We start from the raw sequence: 22,212 nt of genomic DNA, 5'->3' as shown, positions 1-22,212 counted from the left end.
ACCATTTTACCAATTAAAATTAAAAACCTATTTTTGGAAAATTCGAAATCTGAACATATGAAAACTAAACATCCTAAAGGATTGCCTTTCCTCTTTTTCACGGAAATGTGGGAACGTTTCGGGTATTATCTTATCCTCGGAATTTTTGTACTTTACGTTATTGAACCCAGCGGCCTGAAAGGAGGTCTGGGACTTCCGGATAAAACAGCCGATGATATTTTCGGAACCTACATCGCGCTTACCTACCTGACACCTTTTATCGGAGGCTTTCTGGCGGACAGGGTTTTAGGCTATATCAGGTCCATCTATTTAGGAGGCATATTAATGGCTGCGGGATATATCGGACTGGGTATTTTCAAAGATTTACCTTTATTTTATACCTCTTTAGCTCTGATTATCATCGGAAACGGTTTCTTTAAACCTACTATCTCCACTCTACTTGGGAACCTTTATTCTGAAGAGCCATATAAAGCAAATAAGGACTCGGGATATAATATTTTTTATATGGGGATCAACATCGGGGCATTTATCTGCAATATCATTGCAGCCTTCATGCGTAATAAATTCGGCTGGGGAGAAGCCTTCATTACCGCCGGTGTAGGTATGTTGATAGGTCTTATTATTTTTACAATAGGCCGCAAGCACTATATTCACGCCGCACAAATGAAGCCGGTACAGGAAGGTGATACTAAGCTCTCAGAAATATTGATCAAAGTATTTTTACCTGCAATTATTGCCGGAGCGATAGGATGGTTCATTCCTTCCAATATTTTTGGCAGTGATAGTACGGATGCATTTATTTTTGCCTGTATTCCGGTCATTTATTTTTATGTCTCCCTGTATTTTAAAGCAAAGCCTGAGGAAAAAACATCCATTGGCGCCCTGCTTTCGATATTTATGATCAGTATGTTCTTCTGGGCCGTTTTCAAACAGAACGGAACAGCTCTGACCAGGTGGGCAAATTATTATACGGACAGAAGCGTTCCGGCTTCTGTGGAAAAACCTTTGGAAAGCATCTATATGGTTGACGGAAAAAGCTACCTGGATAAAGAAGTTCCCGTATATGACGATCAGTTTCAGTCTCAAAAGGATAAGGACGGAAATATCATTAAGGAAACAGGAAAAGATGTTTATTTTAAAAACATTGCTCCCGGACAGCGTGCTGAACTGGAAAAAAATCCTGAGAAACAGGTTTATCTGTACAATACAGAGTTATTTCAATCAATCAATCCGTTTTGGGTAATTGTTCTTACGCCGGTTGTAGTTGGCTTTTGGGCTATGCTGCGGAAGAAAGGAAAGGAGCCTTCTACCCCCACAAAAATCGTTCTGGGATTGTTCATTTCAGGATTATCCTGTTTAGTAATGGTAGCTGCGGTGATGGCAGGAGATAACGGTGCTGTTAAGGTTTCACCGTGGTGGCTGGTAGCCGGTTACGGGGTTATTACCGTTGGAGAATTATGCCTGTCTCCTATGGGGCTATCTTTTGTTTCCAAACTTTCTCCGGCAAGAATAACAGCTTTAATGATGGGAGGCTTTTTCCTGGCCAATTCCGTTGGTAATAAGCTATCGGGGATCCTTGCCAGTACGTGGTACAATTATGATAATAAAGTGAATTATTTTCTTGTAAATTTCGCTTTATTGATATTTGCAACGTTATTAGGACTTTCCATGTTAAAAAGGTTAAATAGAATCATGAAAGAAAAAGGGCATTAATTTAGGTCTTTTTTAGAAAAATATCGGGCTGCGGAATGATTCTGCAGCTTTTTTCTTTAAATATAAAATTAAAATCTTGCTGAAAACACAAAAAAAACTATATTTGTCAGTCTTAACAAAAATTAACAATAGAATGGATAATACTGAAGCATTAAGTCCGAAACCGGATGAATTTGTAGAGAATAAGAGTTCCAGACATCCCAAAGGGTTATGGGTTCTTTTCGGAACAGAAATGTGGGAGCGTTTTAACTTTTATGGAATGAGGGCTCTCTTGACGCTCTTTATGGTTAATTCCTTATTAATTAAAGAAGCTGATGCTGCGATCATCTATGGTGGATTCTTAGCTTTATGTTATTTAACTCCACTTCTGGGAGGGTTTATTTCAGATAAGTATATTGGGAACAGAAATGCGATTTTAATTGGAGGTTCATTAATGGCAATTGGCCAATTTTTACTTTTCATCAGTGCTTCAACTTTTTCTGCGAGCCTAGACAGTGCTAAACTTATCATGTGGCTGGCTTTGTTCATTATCATTTTCGGTAACGGATTCTTCAAACCGAATATCTCTTCCATGGTTGGAAGCCTTTATCCAAAGCAAGAAAAATCAAAATTAGACTCTGCCTTTACGATTTTCTATATGGGAATTAATATTGGGGCATTTTTAGGTCAATTTATTTGTCCTTACTTAGGAGATGTAAAGGACGCTACAACCGGAGTAAGGGATATTTTTGCATTTAAATGGGGATTTTTAGCGGCTTCAATTGCCATGATTATCGGAACCGTAACTTTCTTTATCCTCAAAAACAAATATGTAGTAACTCCGGAAGGAAGACCTATCGGTGGGCTGCCAAAACATAATACAAGTGCGGACTTTGAAGAAGGAGAAACTCAGACCGCTAAATTCTCAGGAAAGGCTCTGGGTATTACAGGTTTCTTATTTGTTGTCCTATTCTTTGCTTTCAGGTATTTACTTGTAGGAGAGTTTGGGTTTAACTCTGTGGAAATGGGACAATTAATTAAAGGGATTATTTACCCTTTCATCTATGCAGCTGGTATTTCTTTGGCTTTCTTAATTATGAGCTCTGCAGAGAACAAAATTGAAAAACAAAGAATCTGGGTTATTTACATTGTATCTTTCTTTATTATTTTCTTTTGGGCAGCTTTCGAACAGGCAGGATCTTCATTAACGTTTATCGCGGACAACCAAACTGACAGAAATATTTTGGGATGGAACATGCCACCTTCAATGGTTCAGATTTTCAACGGAATCTTTGTTGTATTATTAGCTGTACCATTCAGTTTGGCCTGGGATAAATTAAGGGCAAGAGGAAAAGAGCCAGTTTCACCGATGAAGCAAGCGATGGGTCTGGCTTTAATAGCCTTAAGCTATTTTATTATCGCACATAATGTAAAAGATTTAGGAAACTCTGGATTATTAGCCATCAAATGGCTAATGCTTCTTTACTTTATCCAAACCTGCGGTGAGCTTTGTTTATCACCAATCGGTTTATCATTGGTTGGTAAACTAGCTCCAAAAAGATTTGCTTCCTTATTGTATGGTGTTTTCTTTATTTCTAACGCGGCAGGTTATGCTCTAGCAGGTTCACTGGGAGCACTTATTCCGGCTACAGGTGATAAATTTAAAAAAGCACAAGAGATAGGAGTAAACCTACAAGATGTATTAGACAAAAAAGTAACATTAACACCTGCCCAGGTTACAGCGTTTGAAAAGGCACAGTTGCCATTACAGAACCCAACCTTTGCAGGATTTGAAATCCACAATCTGTTTGAATTCTTCATGGTATTCGTGGTTCTTTGTGGTATTGCTGCCGTTATTCTGGCGTTAATTTCCCCGTTATTAAAGAAAATGATGCATGGCGTAAGCTGATCCGCATCAATAAATACATTAAAACCTCTGCCAAGTCAGAGGTTTTTTTTATTTTCGTATGTTCTTATCAATCCCGATATACGCTAATTAAACTAATTCATCAATCGCTATGAGCTTGACTTTAGACGAAATACAAAATTTTAAAGGAAAATATCCTAATCAGATCTGGAACCTCTTTTTTTCTGAGATGTGGGAACGGTTTTGCTTTTACGGCATGCGTGGTATGCTTGTCGTATTCATGATTTCCCAGCTTGGATTTGGGGAAGAGAAAGCCAATCTTCAATATGGGGCCACTCAGGCATTCGTTTATGCCTTCACCTTTATTGGAGGACTGTTCGCCGACAAGATTCTGGGCTTTAGAAAATCTCTTTTCTGGGGAGGACTTTTAATGATAGCCGGAAGCATTATTCTTTCCCTTAATCCTCATGATTATTTCTTTTTTGGGATATCATTTACCATTATCGGAACGGGCTTTTTCAAGCCCAATATCTCTACCATGGTAGGAAAGCTTTATAAATCCGGGGATACCAGGACCGATGCCGGCTTCACATTATTTTATGCAGGCATCAATCTGGGAGCTCTTCTCGGAGGCTATCTGTGCGTGGCCATCGGACAGGGTGATCTGTTTTCGTCTTCTATCCCTCATGATAAGACATGGAATATAGCATTCAGCCTGGCAGCCATTGTTATGATGATCAGTCTGATCAATTTTATCTTCACCCAGAAAAAGCTGGGCCCCATAGGTCTGCAACCGGGACATCCCCTGTCTGACGAACCTCATAAAAAAATTAAAAAATGGCAGGAAATTGCAGTGTATGTAGGTACTTTGATCTTCATCCCTTTGATCATGACTATGGTTTCCATTCCTCAGTATACCAATTATTTTATGTATACTGTTGGCCCTTTAACCCTGCTTTACCTTTTCTACGAAATGTCCAAGGTAACTACCGCCGAAAGAAAGAAATTAATAGCTGCCCTGGTTTTTATTATTTTCTCCGTTATTTTCTGGGGGATTTACGAGCAAAGCGGAGGCTCTTTAAGTATTTTTGCCGCCAAAAACCTTAACAGGGATTTGCTTAACCTTAACCCAAATGGCGTGAATAATTCAGGCGGAGCTTTCTTTATCCTTTTATTGGCCGTTCCTCTCGGGCTTCTTTGGATATGGCTTGGGAACAGGAAAATTGAGCCGAATACCATTATTAAATTCGGATTAGGCTTCCTCTTTCTGGGATTAGGATATTATGTAATCTTTGCCACAAGATATTTTGCCAATAGTCTAGGGATCACCTCTTTAAGTATATTTACGATCGCATTATTTGTTATTACCTTAGGTGAGATGTGCCTGTCTCCCATCGGGCTTTCTATCATGACGAAACTTTCCACCAACAAACTTCAGGGAGTGATGATGGGAATGTGGTTCCTGGCATCCGCATATGGCCAATACGTAGCAGGAATTATTGGGGCAGGAATGGCTACTACAAAAGAAAATTCCAGCAATTATGAAGCTTTGATCACTTATACCGATGGATATAAACAATTAGGATTATATGCTGTAATTGCCGGTATTATATTAATTTTGATATCCCCGTATGTGAAAAGATTAATGCAAGACGTCAAATAAAAATAAGCAAATTATGCTTATTTTTACTCTAAATACCAAGTCATGAAGAAAATTATAAGCATAATCTGCCTCTTATGGCTTAGCTTCGGCTTCGCCCAGATAAAATGGATGACCATTGAGGATGCCCTGAAAGCCCAGAAGCAGACCCCGAAAAAGATATTGATTGACTTCTATGCCGACTGGTGCGGCCCTTGTAAGATTATGGATAAAAAAACTTACGGGCATCCCGTCATTGCAGAAATTATCAATGAGAGCTTTTATCCCGTAAAATTCGATGCCGAAGAAAAAAAAGCGGTAGAGATCTATGGGAGAACGTTTTCGAATTTTAACACTGAGCAGGGAAAAGGCAGGCATTCGCTTCATGAATTCACTCAGTATATGAATGTAGCGGCAGTGCCAAGCACTGTTTTTCTGGATGAAAGAGGTGACCCGATCACTATTTTACAGGGTGAACTTTCTGCAAAAGAACTGGAACCTTATCTGGAACTGATTTCCAAAGACTGGTTTAAAAAGATCACGACCAGAGAACAATGGGAAGATTACCAGAAAAGATTCAAATCTAAAATTAAAGATTAAATATATAAAGGCTCTGAACAGGAGTCTTTTTTGTGAAAGATTATTTTTTTAAATTCAGCTTTAAATTCATTCTACCATACGGGATAAGGTTAATTTTACCGAATAATGACTTTAGAAACATCTATAGAATACGTTAAGGGCATAGGTCCTGAAAAAGCCAAACTGATCAAAAATGTACTGGGAATTTCTACGGTAGAAGATCTTTTGAACTTCTACCCCATCCGTTATCTGGATAAAAACAAGGTATATAAAATAGCACAGCTTCAGGAAAACAACCTTGAGATACAGCTGAAGGGCAAGATCACACAGCTTCAGGAAATCCAGACCGGAAAAACCAAACGGCTCTCCGCCAAATTCAATGACGATACAGGAACGATAGATCTGGTGTGGTTCCAGTATTCCAAATGGATGAAAGAACAGCTTCCCATAAACCGGGAAATTTATATTTTCGGGAAAGTGAATCTTTTCAAAGGACAGTTTTCCATGCCCCATCCCGAGATAGAAATTGAGGAAAAGAAAGAAAGTGACAACAGGCTGAAGCCTATTTATCCGAGCTCGGAGAAGCTAACCAAAAGGGGATTGAACCAAAAATTCTTTCAGACTATTATAAGGAATATCTGCAAGGAAATCCCTAACCTGATCCAGGAAAACCTTCCGGGCTATATGATGAAAGCATTCAAGTTTCTGACAAGACAGCACACTTATCTGAACATACACTTTCCGAAAGATCTGGAACATTATGAAAAAGCCAATTACAGGTTGAAATTTGAAGAATCCTTCTTTTTCCAGCTGGGCTATGGTTTGAAAAAGCTCCATCATAAAACCCAGGCATACGGAAATCCGTTTCCTATTGTGGGGGATCATTTTACTGAATTTTATAAGAACCATCTTCCGTTTGAGCTTACCAATGCACAAAAAAGAGTATTAAAGGAAATACGGCAGGATATGAAAAAGCCGATACAGATGAACAGACTCCTGCAGGGAGACGTAGGCTCCGGAAAGACCATGGTTGCCTTATTAACCATGCTGATCGCCATGGATAACGGATACCAGAGCTGCATGATGGCACCTACGGAAATTCTGGCACAACAGCATTATAACGGAATAAAAGACTTATTAAAAGAAACCGGTATTGCTGTCCGGCTTTTAACAGGGTCTACCAAAGCCTCCGAAAGAAAAATCATTCATCAGGAGCTTGAAAGTGGTGAACTTCCCATTCTCGTAGGAACCCATGCTGTTTTGGAGGATAAGGTTAAATTTAAAAATCTAGGCCTGGCTATTATTGATGAACAGCATAGGTTCGGCGTTGCCCAAAGAGCAAAATTATGGGCGAAGAACAGAATCCCGCCGCATATCCTGGTAATGACCGCCACTCCCATCCCGAGAACCCTGGCCATGAGCTTCTACTCTGATCTCGATGTTTCAGTGATCGATGAAATGCCTGTGGGAAGAAAGCCGGTTATCACCGCTCACCGGAGGGAAAAAGACCGGGTATTTGTTTACAACTTCTGCCGGGATGAGATCAGGAAAGGAAGGCAGGTATACTTTGTGTATCCTTTGATCGAAGAGTCAGAAACTTTAGATTATAAAAATCTGATGGAAGGCCTGGATCATATAATGAATGCTTTTTCTGATTATAACGTAACCATGCTTCACGGAAGGATGAAGCCGGATGAAAAAGATGCCGCCATGAACTATTTTGCTTCCGGAAAAGCGGAGATCATGGTTGCAACAACGGTGATTGAAGTGGGTGTGAATGTACCTAATGCGTCAGTTATGGTTATTGAAAGTGCCGAAAGGTTCGGCCTGTCACAGCTCCATCAGCTGCGTGGACGTGTAGGACGGGGGGCGGAACAGAGCTATTGCATCCTTATGACCTCCGATAAATTGTCTTCAGAAAGCAGAACACGTATTAAAACAATGACAGAAACGAATGACGGCTTCAAAATTTCGGAAGTAGACATGCAGCTGCGCGGTCCCGGGGATATCCTGGGAACCCAGCAGAGCGGTGTTGTGGATTTCAAAAGGCTGGATCTTGTATATGATTCAGCAATTATAAAAGTAACGAAGGCTACCGTAGAAAAAATACTTACAACGGATCCCCTGCTAAGCAATCCTGATCATCAGCTTATCAAAAATTATTATCTGAAATATTACAAAGGGAAAAACAAATGGAGTAAAATTTCATAAAAAACCGCGAAAAGAAAATCTTTACGCGGCCCCCTTATAAAACTGTTATTTAGAAGAAATTACTTTTGTTCCTGTTTAATAGCTTAAGCTTAACATGATTAATATTTTGTGAAATGGTGATATATTAATATTATTTGAAGTTTAATTACTATATAAATAAAAAACAAAATGAATTATGTTTCCAACTTGCTTATTATAAAAACTAACTGTGTTTTTCATTAAAGGATTAGTAAAGTGAATTCCTCTAATTACTATGAGTTTTCATGATTGTACCGTTTGTTTAAAGATCTTCTACGCTTTTTAATTGGAAATTATTATAATTCATTTTGTTTAACTAACATTGTGATTATAATTTTACCAGACTGAAACAATTATTTTTTGTTCATTCTTGTTTAATATATTTAATTTGTGTTTTTAAGTTTTATGTTACAAAAATGATGATATGGTCTGAATTCTTTTTTATATTATTTTAATCATTAATTATATAATTTTCACTTTCATGTGAATATTATGTACTGAAGAGTATCCTGCAACAGTACAATACCCGGCTATCTTATTTAACTTTCATTATAAAATAATCCTTATTCAGGCCTGATGTATGGTATTGCCAGCTAACGGTTATGGCTTCAGATATTACTTTTTTCAGCTCCTGATAGTTATCCGGCTTTCTCATATAAATATTGGCACCCCGTATAAAGATCTCTTCTATCAGCTCTTCCGGCAGAAATTCGGAATAAACAAGGAGAATGATATTGGAAAATCTCAGATCCGCCTTAATGGCATCCAGGCATTCCAGGCTATTCTTTCCAGGAAGGTCGTAGCTCATAAAAATAATTTCCGGAACAATAGTTTCTCTGCCGTTCAGATATTCCATTAAATCTTTCCCATTGTAAAAATCCCGCGCATTAATTTCTATTTTTAAGTCTTGAAGTATATTCTTAATCAATACCAGATTTCCTTCATTTGAATCCGCAAGCAAAACATTCAGATACTCCCTAGTCATATACCATTTTAGAATTTACTACCAGACTTTGCACTTTCCTTCTTTTGGCAACGATCTTTTGAAATTGTGAAGGCGTGATTCCCGTTGTATTTTTAAACTGGGAACTCAGATGAGCTACACTGGAATAATTAAGTTTCTGGGCTACTTCCGTTAGACTGTGCCTGTTTCTGATGATCAGCTCTTTGGCATGCTCAATCTTCTGCAGGATAATAAAATTCTCTATGGATATATGGGCCGCTTCCGAGAACAGATTCGATAAATACCCATAGCTGTGGTTGAGTTTCTCAGCAATATAAATAGAAGCCTTTACCGGAATAACCTCATCAGAGAAAACCAGCTCCACAATAGCATCCTTGATCTTTTGTACCAAGGTGGTCTTTTGGTTTTCTATGATTTCAATACCATAATCTTCAAGGTTTTTCTTGAAAGCCTTGTGCTGCTCCTGGGTAAATGACTCATAAAACTCAACTTCCCCAAAATTCAGCAGCCGGTACTTCAAGCCCTGTTCTTTTAGCTTTTCATCCAATACTTTTTTACAAAGAGCATTGAAATCAAATTTCACATACAATTTCATCCTAAGTTAGTGTGTAAAAATTTTTAGTAAATATAATATTTTATTTCATTAAAAAGTGAATTAGGAAGACTTTTTTTTAAAATATTTTCTAACAGCTAAAAATTCCTGCATTGTTGAATACAGGAATTTAAACACTAAGGATGAAAAAAATATACTGATAAAAAGCTAAAACAGCTTAAAACCAAGCATATGAATGTATTTTTATAAAAGTGATTTGGTCTGGCACAAAGATGTAACAAAAAAGTAGGTCACCCGTTATAGAATTATACTGAAATGTTACAAAATTTTAAGTCAATCATTTGTGAAATATAAGTCCCATCAGATAGTCATCCATGATAAAGTTATTGCCAATATCAAAAATCCCTTCATCATATACTCTATATCCCTGAGACTCATAGAATTTCCTTGCAGAATTGTATTTGTTCACATTCAGGATAATTCTTACATCACCGCTTTCCGAAGCCTTTTCTTTTAAAAACTCCAATGCCTTTTTGCCCAGCCCTTTCCCTTTACTCTCGGGTATCAGATAAATGCGGTGAAGCTTGGTTGTTCGGGCTTCATAATGATTTTCATATCCCAGGAAACCTTCATAGGACTGATGGTTTTCATCCTGGATAAGATAATAATGATAATCCGGGTTTTTCATATGACTTGAAATTTCGTCCCTGGAATACATGGTAATAAGCATATATTCCCTCTGAGCTTTTGAAAGTATCTCCGCATAGGCATTTTCCCATGATTTTCTTGCCAGATCCTGAATGAGGGGAATATCTTTTTCTGTTGCTTTTATCAGTTTCATAATATGACCTAATGATTAAAAAAAGTGAAAAGCGGTAAGCTCTTCACTTCATATGTTGATAGATGAATTTTACTGTTACCAGCTGTTGCTACCGCTGATCACCGGATGTTCGCCATTTCCGCCTTTATTTTGGCATAAAGCCCGTCTGAAGCAGGTGTCAAAGGCAGCCTCAGATAGTTTTTAATGATTCCCATTTCCGTTAAAACAGCTTTGATTCCGCAAGGATTTCCTTCCGCAAAGATCAGACGGGTGATATCAACAAGTCTGTTATGGATTTCATATGCTTCTTTCACTTTTCCTTCAAAGGCCAGCTGTACCATGGTGGAAAATTCTTTTGGATAGGCCTGCCCGATCACGGAAATCACTCCGTCTCCTCCTGCCAGGGTTACCGGTAATGTATATTCATCATCTCCCGAAACCAAAGAGAACCCTTCAGGTTTCTTTCTCAAGATGTCAAAATACTGTAGAATATTAGGTGCCGCTTCTTTAATTAAAAACAGGTTTGGAAATTCTTTTGCCAGACGCAGGGTTGTATCTGCTTCAATGTTTTGTCCCGTTCTTGACGGAACGTTGTAAATTATAATATTCTTACCTGTGGAGGCCAAAGTTTTATAATGCTGATAAAGGCCTTCCTGATTAGGCTTATTATAATAAGGGGATACAGAAAGTACCGCTTCGAAGGCTGACAGATCTGCTTCTTCTATCTGTTTTTTTACTTCAAGAGTATTGTTACCACCGATTCCTAATACCAGAGGAAGACGCTTATTATTCACCTTAATGATGTGATCCGTAACCTGTTTTTTCTCTTCTGCAGAAAGCGTTGCAGCCTCTGCTGTAGTTCCCAGTACCACTAAATAATCAGTTCCGTTTTCGATATTATATTCAACAAGCCTGGTCAGGCTGTCGAAGTCAACGGATAAATCTTCATTAAAGGGCGTCACCAGCGCAACACCTACTCCTTTTAAAATGCTCATCTGTTAGAATTATTTTTGTCAAATTTAATAATTTAGACTAAGAATTTGTAATAAATGACAATGTTTTATTATACATATAATTATATTTGCATATACTAAAAGAAATTATGAGAAATAGATTCTTATTATTAGGAATTGCTCTGGCCTCGCTTACCGCCTGTAAAACAACAGGCTCTTTGCAGGTAGCCAATGTAGAGACCAGGGAAAATATTTCTATTAATAAAGAGCTGAAGGATGATCAGGAGTTTATAAAGGTGATTGAGCCTTATAAACAGAAACTGGACCGGGAGATGAGCCAGAAAATCTCGCATACCAGTGTAGATCTTACGAAGCAGGGAGACAACAGCAATCTGGGAAATCTTTTAGCAGACTATACCTTCGACGGAGCCAATGAGTGGGCAAAAGCCAATCTGAAGAAAAATATTGATGCCGCTTTAATCAATATCGGAGGAATACGGACAACCATCGGGAAAGGTGATATTTTACTTAAAAGTGTTTATGAGGTAATGCCTTTCGAAAATGAAGTGATCATTGTAAAAATGAAAGGAACAGATTTGCAGGGGCTTTTTGATTATTACGCCAAAACGCAGGTCAACAATCCTGTTTCCCATCTATATATCGAAACTAACAACGGAGAGATAACCAAAACCCTAATTAACGGAAAAACTGTAAATCCCGGACAGGATTATTATATCGCCACTTCAGACTATCTGGCTTTAGGCGGAGATAACATGAAGTTCTTTGCAAAAGGGGAGCTGATCTCCACAGGAATCAAGCTAAGGGATTTATTCATTGATTATTTCAGAAAGAACGCTGAGATAACCCCAAATACGGATGTTCGACTCAATTTTATTGGTAAAAAGTAATGGATAGAAAAAGTTTTTTAAAAACAGTAGGTGGCGGAACCCTGGCCATGGCTTTAACCCCTAATCTGATGATGGCGGAGGAACTGCATCACAACATCCTGAAATCTACAAATAAGCTGACCATTCTTCATACCAATGACCAGCACAGCAGAATAGAACCTTTTGATTCCAGCTATACAAAAAATCCTAATCAGGGAGGCTTTGCCAGAAGAGCAACGCTGATCCAGCAAATCAGAGATCGGGAGAAAAATGTTTTATTGCTTGATTCCGGGGATATTTTCCAGGGAACACCTTATTTTAACTTTTTCGGAGGTGAGCTGGAGTTTAAACTGATGTCTATGATGAAGTATGATGCCTCTACTATGGGAAATCACGATTTCGATAACGGACTGGACGGATTTTTAAAAGTGCTCCCGAACGCGAAGTTCCCGTTTATCTGTTCCAACTATGATTTTAAAAATACGGTTCTTGACGGAAAAACCTCTCCTTATAAGGTCTTTAATAAAAACGGGATTAAAGTGGGAATCTTTGGTGTAGGGATCCAGCTGGAAGGCCTTGTCGGGAAAAAACAATACGGAGAAACAGTATATTCGGATCCCGTGGATGTCGCCCAGCATTACTCCAATTTCCTGAAAAAGGATCAGAAGTGTGATCTTATCATCTGCCTTTCCCATATCGGATATGATTATAAAGAGGATCCCGGCAAGGTAAGTGATAAAATTCTGGCTGCCAGTACCGAGAATATTGACATTATTCTGGGTGGGCATACCCATACTTTTCTACCGGAGCCCCAGATTTTCAAAAACAGGCAGGGCAAAAATGTACTGGTAAACCAGGTAGGCTGGGCCGGACTCCTCCTGGGAAGAATAGATTTCTTTTTTGACTCAAATAAAAACGTACAGCATATTTCCTGGAACAATCAGGTAATCGATAGCAGCATAACAGCATAATATGAAAAAATTATCTCTCATCTCTCTTGGTATTTTAGCATCCCTGTCATGGGTTAATGCTCAGGTCATCTCTTCAAAAAAATGGGCGGACCTCTTTTCGTATAACAATGTCCTGGCTTTGAAGGAGGACAACGGAAGGCTCGTTGCAGCTGCAGAAAACGGAGTCTTCTACTATACCATTTCAACCGGAGAGATTACCAAGCTATCTAAAGCCAACGGCTTGCATGAGGTAAAGATATCCGCTTTTGATTATAATCCGCAAACTAAGACCGCACTTGTAGGATACCAGAACGGTTCCATGGATGTAATAACCCCGGACGGCATTACCTATATTGTGGATATTCCCATTGCAACAGGTTATAACGGAAGCAAAAAAATTAATCATATTTCCATTACCGGCGACAAAGCGGTGATTTCCGTAGGATATGGGGTTTCCATCTTTGACCTGAAGAAAAAAGAGTTCGGAGATTCCGCATTTTTTATGACTGGCGGTATTTACGAAGCCAGCAATGAAGCTGCCATAGTGGGCAATAAAGTATTCTCAGTAACCAATACGGGACTGAAAAGCCATGAAATGAATACTACTTTCCCTGTGTTCTCCACCTGGACAACAGAAATGCCCGGCACTTTCACAAACATCGATTCCGAGCCTGTACTCAGCTTTTCATCACCAACCTCGGTCTATATTTACAATAATGGTACGGCAACTCCCCTGTCTCAAACGTTCACCAACGTACGTGATGTTGTAGTAAATGCCAATAATATTGTCGTAACCGATCAAAGCAGAATTTACCTTTTCAATACCAACGGAAATTATACGGGCACCGTAAGTTTCGGAGAAGATTGCAATACGGCAGTCACCATGGGTGGAAAGGCTTATGGAGGAACCATACTGTCCGGAATCAAGGATGAAAACAATAATGTATTCAGGCCTGATGGCCCTTATTTCAATTATGCCTATAAAATAAGCCTGTATGGTGATAATCAGATCCTGGTATCCAGCGGCGGAAGGGACGGAAGGTTTAATCCTCCGATCATCAATCCGAGAAATCCGGGTTTTTACTTCTTTAATGGCATGCAGTGGATCTATCCCTCATATTTTATCGGGAACACTACCACATTCAATGTACTGGACGTTATTGCAGACCCAGCCAATCCCAGCCAGGTATTTTTTGCCAATTATAACAATGCCAGCGGACACGGAATCTATAAGATGGCCTATAATCCCACCAATAAGGATTTTGATTTCGTAAAATATTATGATCTTGCCTCTCCGGATGCTTTTCATTTCAGGCCTGTAGGCTTTGTTTATGATGATCAGAACAACTTATATGCTTCCGCAGGTTTCGGTGCCAATACCGATGCCGTGATCGCCCCTTATGATAAAACAGCCGATCAGTTTGTCATTAAAAACACGGGAGTGAGTATTACAACCCAAAAACCCTTGTTCTATGAAGGATTACTTTGGGTTCCGCTTCCACGGACCAATACTTTCATGGCTTATGATTATAAAAATACTCCCACTAATGTTTCGGATGATGAAACTTATGTTTTGAACCAGTCAAACGGCTTTTCCGCAAACGGAAACGGAACGGTTTCCGTGGCCATTGATAAATCCGGGGATGCATGGATAGGAACGGACAGCGGCCTCAGGGTATTGTCTAATGCCGTAAATGCCATCAAAGATCCAAATGCTGTGGTGGAACCTATAGTTATCGAGCAAAACGGACTTGGCGAGGAGCTCTTCAGAGATGCGCAGATTCTACAGATTGAAGTAGATGCGGGAGATCACAAATGGGTTTCCGTAGATGGCGGTGGCGTATATTACCTCTCTTCAGACGGCCAGCAAACCATAAAACATTTTACAAAAGAAAACTCACCATTGCCTACCAACAGTATTACCGACATTAAGGTAGACAGAAAGACAGGAAAAGTATATTTTGTATCGTATGACGGAATCGTCACTTATCAGGGTGATGTTGCCGATGTAACTTCCGGCTTCGGGAATGTTCTGGTTTACCCTAATCCTGTTGTCTATTCCAATTTTAAAGGTAAAGTGACAATTAAAGGACTGGCAGAAAAAACGAATATCAGAATTACGGATGCTGCCGGCAATGTGGTACATTCAGCAGTTGCCCGCGGAGGCTATTATGAATGGGATCTGAACAATGAAAGGGGTAAACGGGTGGCTTCAGGCATCTATTTTGTCCTGATGACCAATGAAGACGGCTCTGACAAAGCTACCGCGAAAATAGCCGTAGTTAATTAATGAATTCACAAAACGGTTTTTTACTTTCTTTTATAAAATACGGGGAAAATGATGCTGTTCTGCATTGTTTTACGGAAGAGGACGGCTTTCAGGCATATTTCCTCAAAGGGCTTTATTCCAGGAAGAATAAAAAAAAGGCATTGCTTCTCCCTTTGAGCAAACTTAACTTTTCCGTGAATCCCGTAAGAGGGAACGGCATCCAAACCGTTTCCAAGTTTGAACTCGTGAAAAATAATGACATTTATACGGATATTAAAACCAATACCGTCGTCTTTTTCATTTCGGACTTTTTAAACCAGGTCCTGAAACAGGAGAATAAAAACCTTAATATATTCCGGGGTATCGAGGAATTTATTGACGAGCTCAGCCGGCATAACTATCAGTCTCATTTTATATTTTTAATTAAATTATTAAAAATTCAGGGCGTTGCCCCGCTGATCAATAATGGAAAGTATCTGGACCCCGAAACGGGAACCTTCTCTCATGGGCTGACGCATCAGTTATTTAACGAAGATATCTCGAACATCTGGAAAAATATCATTTCTTCAGAAAATCCATATCAGGTAAAGATTCACCAGCCGTTCAGAAAAGATTTTTTGGACAGTCTTTTGGTGTATTATCATTACCATATCACGGATTTCAAAATTCCGGCTTCATTGGAAGTAATCCAACAAATTTTTGAATAAATCCAAAAGTAAAGCAGCGAAATAAATCTGCTGATTAACAGTTTGCGGTTGTTCAATCCTGCTTTTCTTCTTCCGGCATTTCGGTTTCAGATTCGGCAATTTCTTTTTTGGAGAATCTTGGCTGAAGTATTTTGGCTATCAGTCCCGTCCAGCCTGTTTGATGGGAAGCTCCTACCCCACGTCCGCTATCTCCATGGAAATATTCGTAAAATAAAATATAGTCCTTAAAGTCGGGGTCAGTCTGGAATCTGGGATACTGGCTGTTGAACGGACGGTTTCCATTCTCATCTTTCAGGAATATCCTGGTCAGTCTTTTGCTCAAAGCATCGGCGATCTGATCCAGGTTCAAATAATTCCCGCTGCCTGTAGGGTATTCCACCAAAAAATCCGGGCTATAATAAAAGAAAAATCTCTGCAAGCTTTCTATGATCAGGAAATTAACCGGAAACCATATGGGACCCCGCCAATTACTGTTTCCCCCGAACAGCCCGCTGTCGCTCTCTGCCGGCGTATATTTTACGGAGTATTCTGTCTCATTCAGCTTTATGGTATAAGGGGTGTTTTCATATTCTTTAGATAAGGCCCGGACACCGTAATCGCTTAAAAACTCATCAGGGTTCAGCATTCTGTGAAGCAATCTTTTCAGGCGGTGTCCTCTTAGCAGGGACAGCAGATGTTTGGAATCCTTTCCCTTTACTTCCCAATGGGAAACCAGAGCTGCCAATTCAGGCTTATTTTCAAGAACCCAGTTCATTCTTCTCTTGAAGTTCGGAAGCTTCTCGATCATTTCATCATCTATCACCTCTACGGCAAACATGGGGATCAGGCCAACAATTGTTCTTATCCTCAGATACATATGGTTTCCATCCCTGGATGCGATTGCGTCATAAAAAAATTCATCCTCCTCATCCCAGAGACTGAAATTTTCATCTCCCATATTATCCAGAGAATTGGCGATAGAAAGGAAATGTTCGAAAAATTTCATAGCCATTTCTTCATAAACATTATTATAGAGGGCCAGTTCCAGGGCAATTCTCATCATGTTCAGCGCAAACATGGCCATCCAGCTTGTTCCGTCAGACTGTTCCAGCTGCTCCCCGTCCGGAAGCGCAGAATTGCGGTCGAAGACCCCTATATTATCAAGTCCCAGAAATCCTCCTTCAAAAATATTGTTTCCGTTCTTATCCTTTTTATTCACCCACCAGGTAAAGTTCATCAGCAGTTTCTGAAAGGCGCTTTCCAGAAATTCCAGATCGGGTTTCTTTTTAAAGTATTCATCAATTTTAAAGACCCTGAAAACCGCCCAGGCATGCACGGGAGGGTTCACATCGCTGAAATTCCATTCATAGGCAGGGAGCTGACCGTTCGGATGCATATACCACTCAAACAGAAAAAGTTTCAGCTGGTGTTTTGCAAACTCCGGATCAATCAATGAGAAACTTATTGCATGGAATGTCAGATCCCAGGTAGCATACCACGGGTATTCCCATTTATCCGGCATGGAAATGACATGCTCATTGTTAAGGTGTTTCCATTCATAATTCCGTATTCTCTCCCTTGATCCGGGCGGCTTTATTCCGGCAGGATCACCTTTCAGCCATTTTTCAACGTTGTAGCAATAAAACATTTTGTTCCAGAGCATCCCTGCGAAGGCCTGTCTCTGAACCAATTTTTCATCTTCCGTTTTTATTCCTTTCTGAAGCTCCGCATAAAATTCATCTGCTTCACGCCTTCTTGCAGCAAATATCGCATCTGAATCCTCAAAAGGCAGGGCGAGGTCTTTATCCGAGATTCTGAATTCAAAAATCTTGGTTTCCCCGGCCCTGAATTGCCCGTCAATTAAAAAAGAAGCTTTTGTCCCTATATCCTGAGGATTTACCGCCTGCGAATTACCATGCACCACAAATTCATTGATTCCATCTTTACAATATTTCGTTATATTGGGAGATTGGTACAGCTTTTCATTATTGGTCTCGTTGTTACAAAACAATACTTTTGAGGACTGCCCGGCATATATTTTTTTTATTTCCAGGTCTTTATGTACCACCGTAATGCTATTTGCCTCCTGGGAATTCAATTGTGGCTTATAGTCATCATATCCCCAGTTCCAGGTATTCCTGAACCAGACCGTGGGAAGTATAACAAGCGGTGCATCCTTCTCGGCTTTGTTTACCACGGTTAACCTCACCAGGATATCGTTAGGGCTTTCTTTGGCATATTCTATAAAAATATCGAAGTATTCATTTTCATCAAAAATACCGGTATCAATCAGCTCATATTCCGGCTCATTTTTGCTCCTTTCCGCATTGGTTCTCAGTAAATCTTCGTAGGGAAAAGCATTCTGGGGATATTTATAGAGCATTTTCATGTATGAATGCGTGGGAGTGGAATCCAGGTAATAGAAATATTCCTTTACATCTTCCCCGTGGTTCCCCTGGTTATTCGACAGTCCAAAGAAACGTTCTTTCACCATTTTATCCTTTTTATTCCAGAATCCTACCGAAAAAACCAGTTTTTGCAGGTCGTCACAAATCCCGCAGATCCCTTCTTCTCCCCATCTGTACGTCTTCGCTTCGGCAATATCATGATTGGTATAGTTCCATGCATCTCCGTCCGGACTATAATCTTCCCGCACCACTCCCCACTCACGGTTGCTGACATAAGGCCCCCACTTCTTCCATGAAATATCTGAAAGTCTTTGCTTTTCGGTCATAAGAACTGATTAAAAAATTAATGAATTATAGATAAGATATTATTATAAGCGGGTTGATCTAGTCATGAAAGCTTTTCTCACTCATCACTCATAACTTACAATCATCCTCCAGTTGAAAAACTCTCAAAGGTGGTCATGCCACCATCCACGAAAATACTGGCTCCGGTAATGTAGTCTGACAGATCACTGGCTAAAAATACGGCCAGATTTCCTATATCTTCCGGCTTTCCGATCCTGTTGTAAGGGATCAGGGTAAGCAGCGACCTGAGCGCTTCGGGGGTATCCCATGCATTGGTATTGATCGGGGTCTGGATGGCTCCGGGGCATATTGAGTTGACACGGATCTTATCAGCACCGTATTCCTGAGCCAGGGTCTGCATCAGCATTCTGATAGCACCTTTACTGGAAGCATAATTGGCATGCCCCGCCCAGGGAATCACCTCATGAACTGAACTGATATGGATAATTTTACCGCAGGCTACGGAACGGGAAAGATCAATGCCCCGGCGGAGAAATTCTTTAATCGCTTCCCTGGCACAGAGAAACTGCCCGGTAAGGTTTACCCCGATCACGGCATTCCATTGGTCCAGGGTCATTTCAGTGAATTTCGCATCTTTCTGGATTCCGGCATTATTCACTAAAATGTCTACTGTTCCGAACTCTTTCACTACATCCCGGAACATTTTCACAACCTGGTCTTCTTTGGATACATCACACTGATAGGTGATCCCTTTTCCTCCTGCATCAGTGATCTCTTTTAAAACAGATTCAGCCTCTTTCAGAGACCGTTCAGAAGAATGATTAACAACAACAGCGGCACCTGCTACAGCCATTGATTTTGCGATTCCTGTACCTATTCCACTGGAAGCCCCGGTAACGATGGCTACCTGGTTATGAAGTGATATTTCCATAATTTGTTATTTGATGTTATTCAAAATTAAAGGAAAGTATCACACCAAACTAAAATTTTGGAATAAAATTTCTTAAAGTTTTTTATACATCAGGTATTGGGGGCCATTTCTGCCCATCCTTGACCTGCCTTCGTATTTGTATCCTGTTTTAATGTAAAGATCATAGGCAGCCATATTGTTATGATTGACAGCAAGGACGATCTCATCACAGTCTTTAAAATTTTCCCTTATGAAATCATCAATTTTCAGCATTGCAGACTTTCCTACGCCTTTTCCCTGCAGATCAGGATTCACAGATAAAGACCGCAAGAGAACAGCATTCTGATTATCCGTAAGGTCAAATTTGTCCTCTCCGAAATCCAGCACAAAGAACCCTGCCGGACGATCATCCTGAAAAATAGTCACCGGAAAGGCCTGCAGGTCATTCCGTTCCTTAATTCTTTTCAACGCCTGGTCAGCAGTATAGGTATATTGTGCCTGATCCTTGTCTAAAGTATAGCTGACTTCCGGAAGATCTTCCTTCCTGAAAAACTTCAAGTTTACCATAAAATTTTTAATTGTGATAGATATCGTCATACATTACCCCGGCCCGGATCTCTACCGGCAATCTGTTCTCCTCCGGTACAACGGGACAATTATAGTCATGAGCATTGTATGCGCAATAAGGCTGATAAGATTTGTTGAAATCCAGAATCATGGTATCTTCTTTGGAAATCGTAAGGTCCATATACCTTCCTCCCCCGTAAGTTTCTTTGCCGTTAGTAGCATCACGGAAAGGCAGAAACAAGTAGTTTTTATATTTTTTCTGTCTGATGAGATCCAGACTTTGGTATAAAGTCAACCGGTAAGTTTTCCCGTCCAGTTCAAAAGTGGCCTTTCCGTATTCCCGGTAGGTTTTCGTTTTTCCTGATGAGGTTGGAATTTCAAATGGCTGTGGATCTTCGGCTTTTGTTATCTTTGCCACGACCCTGTATTTTGTGTTGAAAGGAAAAAAAGGATGTCCTTTAAAGTGTTTAAAGTGGTCTCCGCGTAGAGGAGTGGTTTTAGGGTCCAGGTATTCGGCATTGAGGCTTTCCTGAAATTTCTTAACCTCCCTGATCTCCTTTGAAACCATTTTCTGGGCAAAGGCCCATAATGGAAAAATCAAAAAGATAATGATGTATTTTTTCATAAGATTCTCATTTATTTAGTTTTTACCTCACGGAGATAGTTCCTGACATCATATTCAAGTTTAACGGGGTAAGGAAAATCAAGTTTCCCTGCCAAGACAGTTCCTAATTCGTTTACCAGATCAGCACAGGCAAACAATGCACTCCAGTTCTCCTCAATATCACTTCCCGAAAAAGTAGTTTCAATTTTTCTCCACAAATCCTCGGGCAGGTATTTTTTAAAAAGCCTTCCATGCTTATTGGCAGTTATGTTCTTCCAACCGTAAGAGTCTGCAATATACCATTCAACCAAAGGCACCACATAATCCGTTCTTATAATGTTCTCTGACATGAATTTGACATAAAAAATATCTCCGCGTTTAAGACATTTCGCCACATAAGTCGTATCCCACCAGAAATCATTGATCAGTTGCCTGAATTTTTGTTCTGTAGGTCTGGTAATCATGACAGACTGGTAAGTAGGCGGTTTCAGATCCTTTGTCAGACCATCTTTATCGACCAGAACGCTATAACCTACATCCCAATCTTCCGGCAGAGACTCTTCCCGGGCTTCTTCAACAAATTGGGAAGACTGGTAAAGCTTAAAATCAACTTTTACATGATCTTTGTACAGTACCATCTTCATGGCGTGTTTTCCATTGAAAACGCTATCGTCTTCTTCGATCATAGCTATCGGTTCTCCAAAAATACGGATCCAATCATTATGGGTCTCATAAGCATTTCTGCTTTTGAACACAAGCTCTATATCGAGATCACTGAAATCATCTACTGGCGCGTAGGGATTCACCAGCGAGCTGGTCAGCAATATAGCACGGATATCGGGATTACGTTCCGCCCAATGGATAATCTGTTCCAGTTTTTCTTTCCTTGCTTTCATTATTCATAGGATTCTGATAGTTTTACCCGGTAAACGTCCGTAGAGTTTCTTTTGATAGATGATACATAGAAACCGCCCTCTTCGGGGATCACTTCCTTTAGATCAAAACTTTTGCAATCCTTCGGAAGACCTGAGAATATCAATGTAAACCAGAAGTCCTGCATAAAAGGAACAGGGGTCCAATACGGAAAAACACTTATATTTTCGGCATGTATCAATTTACTTCTGTGACCTGACCCGTTGTCAAAGAGATAGGTTGAATGCCAGATCCTGATCAGGTTTCCTAAAAAGGGGGATGCAGGAAAGCAGCAATGTACAATCACCTGTTTCTCTTCCTCCGTCATTGTCTGAAGAGCTTCGAGGAGTTCTTTTGCGATAACCGGCTTTTCTATTGTTTCTGGCATGGTGGAGGTCAGTAGTGAACAGCCGGATC

Annotated in this window: 19 protein-coding genes; 9 read left to right on the top strand and 10 right to left on the bottom strand. The window is 39.9% G+C overall.

The genetic code is table 11. The annotated features are described in order from the left end of the window. Positions 1-57 precede the first annotated feature (57 nt). The 5 genes from ABMQ40_RS13665 (at position 58) to recG (ending at position 7,988) form a co-directional block, all read left to right on the top strand. Positions 58-1,713, top strand: a complete 1,656-nt coding sequence (locus ABMQ40_RS13665; RefSeq protein WP_370900534.1) for a peptide MFS transporter — start codon at positions 58-60, stop codon at positions 1,711-1,713. A gap of 133 nt (positions 1,714-1,846) precedes the next feature. Then, positions 1,847-3,601: a peptide MFS transporter gene (locus ABMQ40_RS13660; protein ID WP_370900532.1), complete on the top strand. Its 1,755-nt coding sequence runs from the start codon at positions 1,847-1,849 to the stop codon at positions 3,599-3,601. A gap of 109 nt (positions 3,602-3,710) precedes the next feature. Next, entirely contained in the window at positions 3,711-5,222 is a 1,512-nt protein-coding gene (locus ABMQ40_RS13655) for a peptide MFS transporter (RefSeq protein ID WP_370900530.1), read from the top strand. A 42-nt stretch (positions 5,223-5,264) separates the two neighbouring features. Further along, a complete protein-coding gene (locus tag ABMQ40_RS13650; RefSeq protein WP_370900528.1) occupies positions 5,265-5,798 on the top strand; it encodes a thioredoxin family protein in 534 nt (177 codons plus the stop codon). Between the two features lie 105 nt (positions 5,799-5,903). After that, on the top strand, positions 5,904-7,988 hold the full coding sequence (gene recG, locus ABMQ40_RS13645; protein ID WP_370900526.1) for an ATP-dependent DNA helicase RecG: 2,085 nt from the start codon (positions 5,904-5,906) through the stop codon (positions 7,986-7,988). A gap of 553 nt (positions 7,989-8,541) precedes the next feature. Here the strand turns inward: recG and ABMQ40_RS13640 are convergent. From ABMQ40_RS13640 to dapA, 4 genes are all read right to left on the bottom strand, one after another. Then, complete coding sequence (locus ABMQ40_RS13640) at positions 8,542-8,991, bottom strand: response regulator (RefSeq protein WP_370900524.1); 450 nt, start codon at positions 8,989-8,991, stop codon at positions 8,542-8,544. Further along, positions 8,984-9,565: a helix-turn-helix domain-containing protein gene (locus tag ABMQ40_RS13635; RefSeq protein ID WP_370900522.1), complete on the bottom strand. Its 582-nt coding sequence runs from the start codon at positions 9,563-9,565 to the stop codon at positions 8,984-8,986. The genes ABMQ40_RS13640 and ABMQ40_RS13635 overlap by 8 nt, the downstream gene beginning before the upstream one ends. Before the next feature lie 295 nt (positions 9,566-9,860). Then, the gene (locus ABMQ40_RS13630) at positions 9,861-10,364 is read right to left on the bottom strand and encodes a GNAT family N-acetyltransferase (protein ID WP_370900520.1); all 504 of its coding nucleotides are present in this window, start codon (positions 10,362-10,364) and stop codon (positions 9,861-9,863) included. A gap of 98 nt (positions 10,365-10,462) precedes the next feature. Further along, complete coding sequence (dapA, locus tag ABMQ40_RS13625) at positions 10,463-11,338, bottom strand: 4-hydroxy-tetrahydrodipicolinate synthase (RefSeq protein ID WP_370900518.1); 876 nt, start codon at positions 11,336-11,338, stop codon at positions 10,463-10,465. 107 nt (positions 11,339-11,445) lie between these two features. Between dapA and ABMQ40_RS13620 the strand changes: the two genes are divergently transcribed. From ABMQ40_RS13620 to recO, 4 genes are read left to right on the top strand one after another with little or no spacing between them, the layout of a single operon-like run. Continuing rightward, complete coding sequence (locus ABMQ40_RS13620; protein ID WP_370900516.1) at positions 11,446-12,204, top strand: 5'-nucleotidase C-terminal domain-containing protein; 759 nt, start codon at positions 11,446-11,448, stop codon at positions 12,202-12,204. Then, a complete protein-coding gene (locus ABMQ40_RS13615) occupies positions 12,204-13,154 on the top strand; it encodes a bifunctional metallophosphatase/5'-nucleotidase (protein ID WP_370900514.1) in 951 nt (316 codons plus the stop codon). Before ABMQ40_RS13620 ends, ABMQ40_RS13615 begins: the two co-directional genes overlap by 1 nt. A 1-nt stretch (position 13,155) precedes the next feature. Further along, the gene (gene porZ / locus ABMQ40_RS13610) at positions 13,156-15,423 is read left to right on the top strand and encodes a type IX secretion system anionic LPS delivery protein PorZ (protein ID WP_370900512.1); all 2,268 of its coding nucleotides are present in this window, start codon (positions 13,156-13,158) and stop codon (positions 15,421-15,423) included. Continuing rightward, positions 15,423-16,109, top strand: coding sequence for a DNA repair protein RecO (recO, locus tag ABMQ40_RS13605; RefSeq protein ID WP_370900510.1), 687 nt, complete (start codon positions 15,423-15,425; stop codon positions 16,107-16,109). Before porZ ends, recO begins: the two co-directional genes overlap by 1 nt. A 52-nt stretch (positions 16,110-16,161) precedes the next feature. Here recO and ABMQ40_RS13600 read toward each other — a convergent pair whose 3' ends face one another. From ABMQ40_RS13600 to ABMQ40_RS13575, 6 genes are all read right to left on the bottom strand, one after another. Further along, complete coding sequence (locus ABMQ40_RS13600) at positions 16,162-18,822, bottom strand: MGH1-like glycoside hydrolase domain-containing protein (RefSeq protein WP_370900508.1); 2,661 nt, start codon at positions 18,820-18,822, stop codon at positions 16,162-16,164. 101 nt (positions 18,823-18,923) lie between these two features. Beyond that, positions 18,924-19,733, bottom strand: a complete 810-nt coding sequence (locus tag ABMQ40_RS13595) for a glucose 1-dehydrogenase (protein ID WP_370900506.1) — start codon at positions 19,731-19,733, stop codon at positions 18,924-18,926. 72 nt (positions 19,734-19,805) lie between these two features. Next, positions 19,806-20,279 carry a GNAT family N-acetyltransferase gene (locus ABMQ40_RS13590; protein ID WP_370900504.1) on the bottom strand — a complete coding sequence of 158 codons (474 nt, stop codon included), beginning with the start codon at positions 20,277-20,279 and terminating at the stop codon, positions 19,806-19,808. A 7-nt stretch (positions 20,280-20,286) separates the two neighbouring features. Continuing rightward, a complete protein-coding gene (locus tag ABMQ40_RS13585; protein ID WP_370900502.1) occupies positions 20,287-20,904 on the bottom strand; it encodes a DUF1684 domain-containing protein in 618 nt (205 codons plus the stop codon). An 11-nt stretch (positions 20,905-20,915) separates the two neighbouring features. Then, complete coding sequence (locus tag ABMQ40_RS13580) at positions 20,916-21,779, bottom strand: AadS family aminoglycoside 6-adenylyltransferase (protein WP_370900500.1); 864 nt, start codon at positions 21,777-21,779, stop codon at positions 20,916-20,918. Next, positions 21,779-22,183, bottom strand: a complete 405-nt coding sequence (locus ABMQ40_RS13575) for a hypothetical protein (RefSeq protein ID WP_370900498.1) — start codon at positions 22,181-22,183, stop codon at positions 21,779-21,781. The genes ABMQ40_RS13580 and ABMQ40_RS13575 overlap by 1 nt, the downstream gene beginning before the upstream one ends. Positions 22,184-22,212 lie beyond the last annotated feature (29 nt).

Source organism: Chryseobacterium gossypii, assembly GCF_041361455.1.
Taxonomy (GTDB): domain Bacteria; phylum Bacteroidota; class Bacteroidia; order Flavobacteriales; family Weeksellaceae; genus Chryseobacterium; species Chryseobacterium gossypii.
The sequence above is the reverse complement of the archived record's forward strand: the minus strand, read 5'-3'. Positions and strand labels throughout refer to the sequence as shown.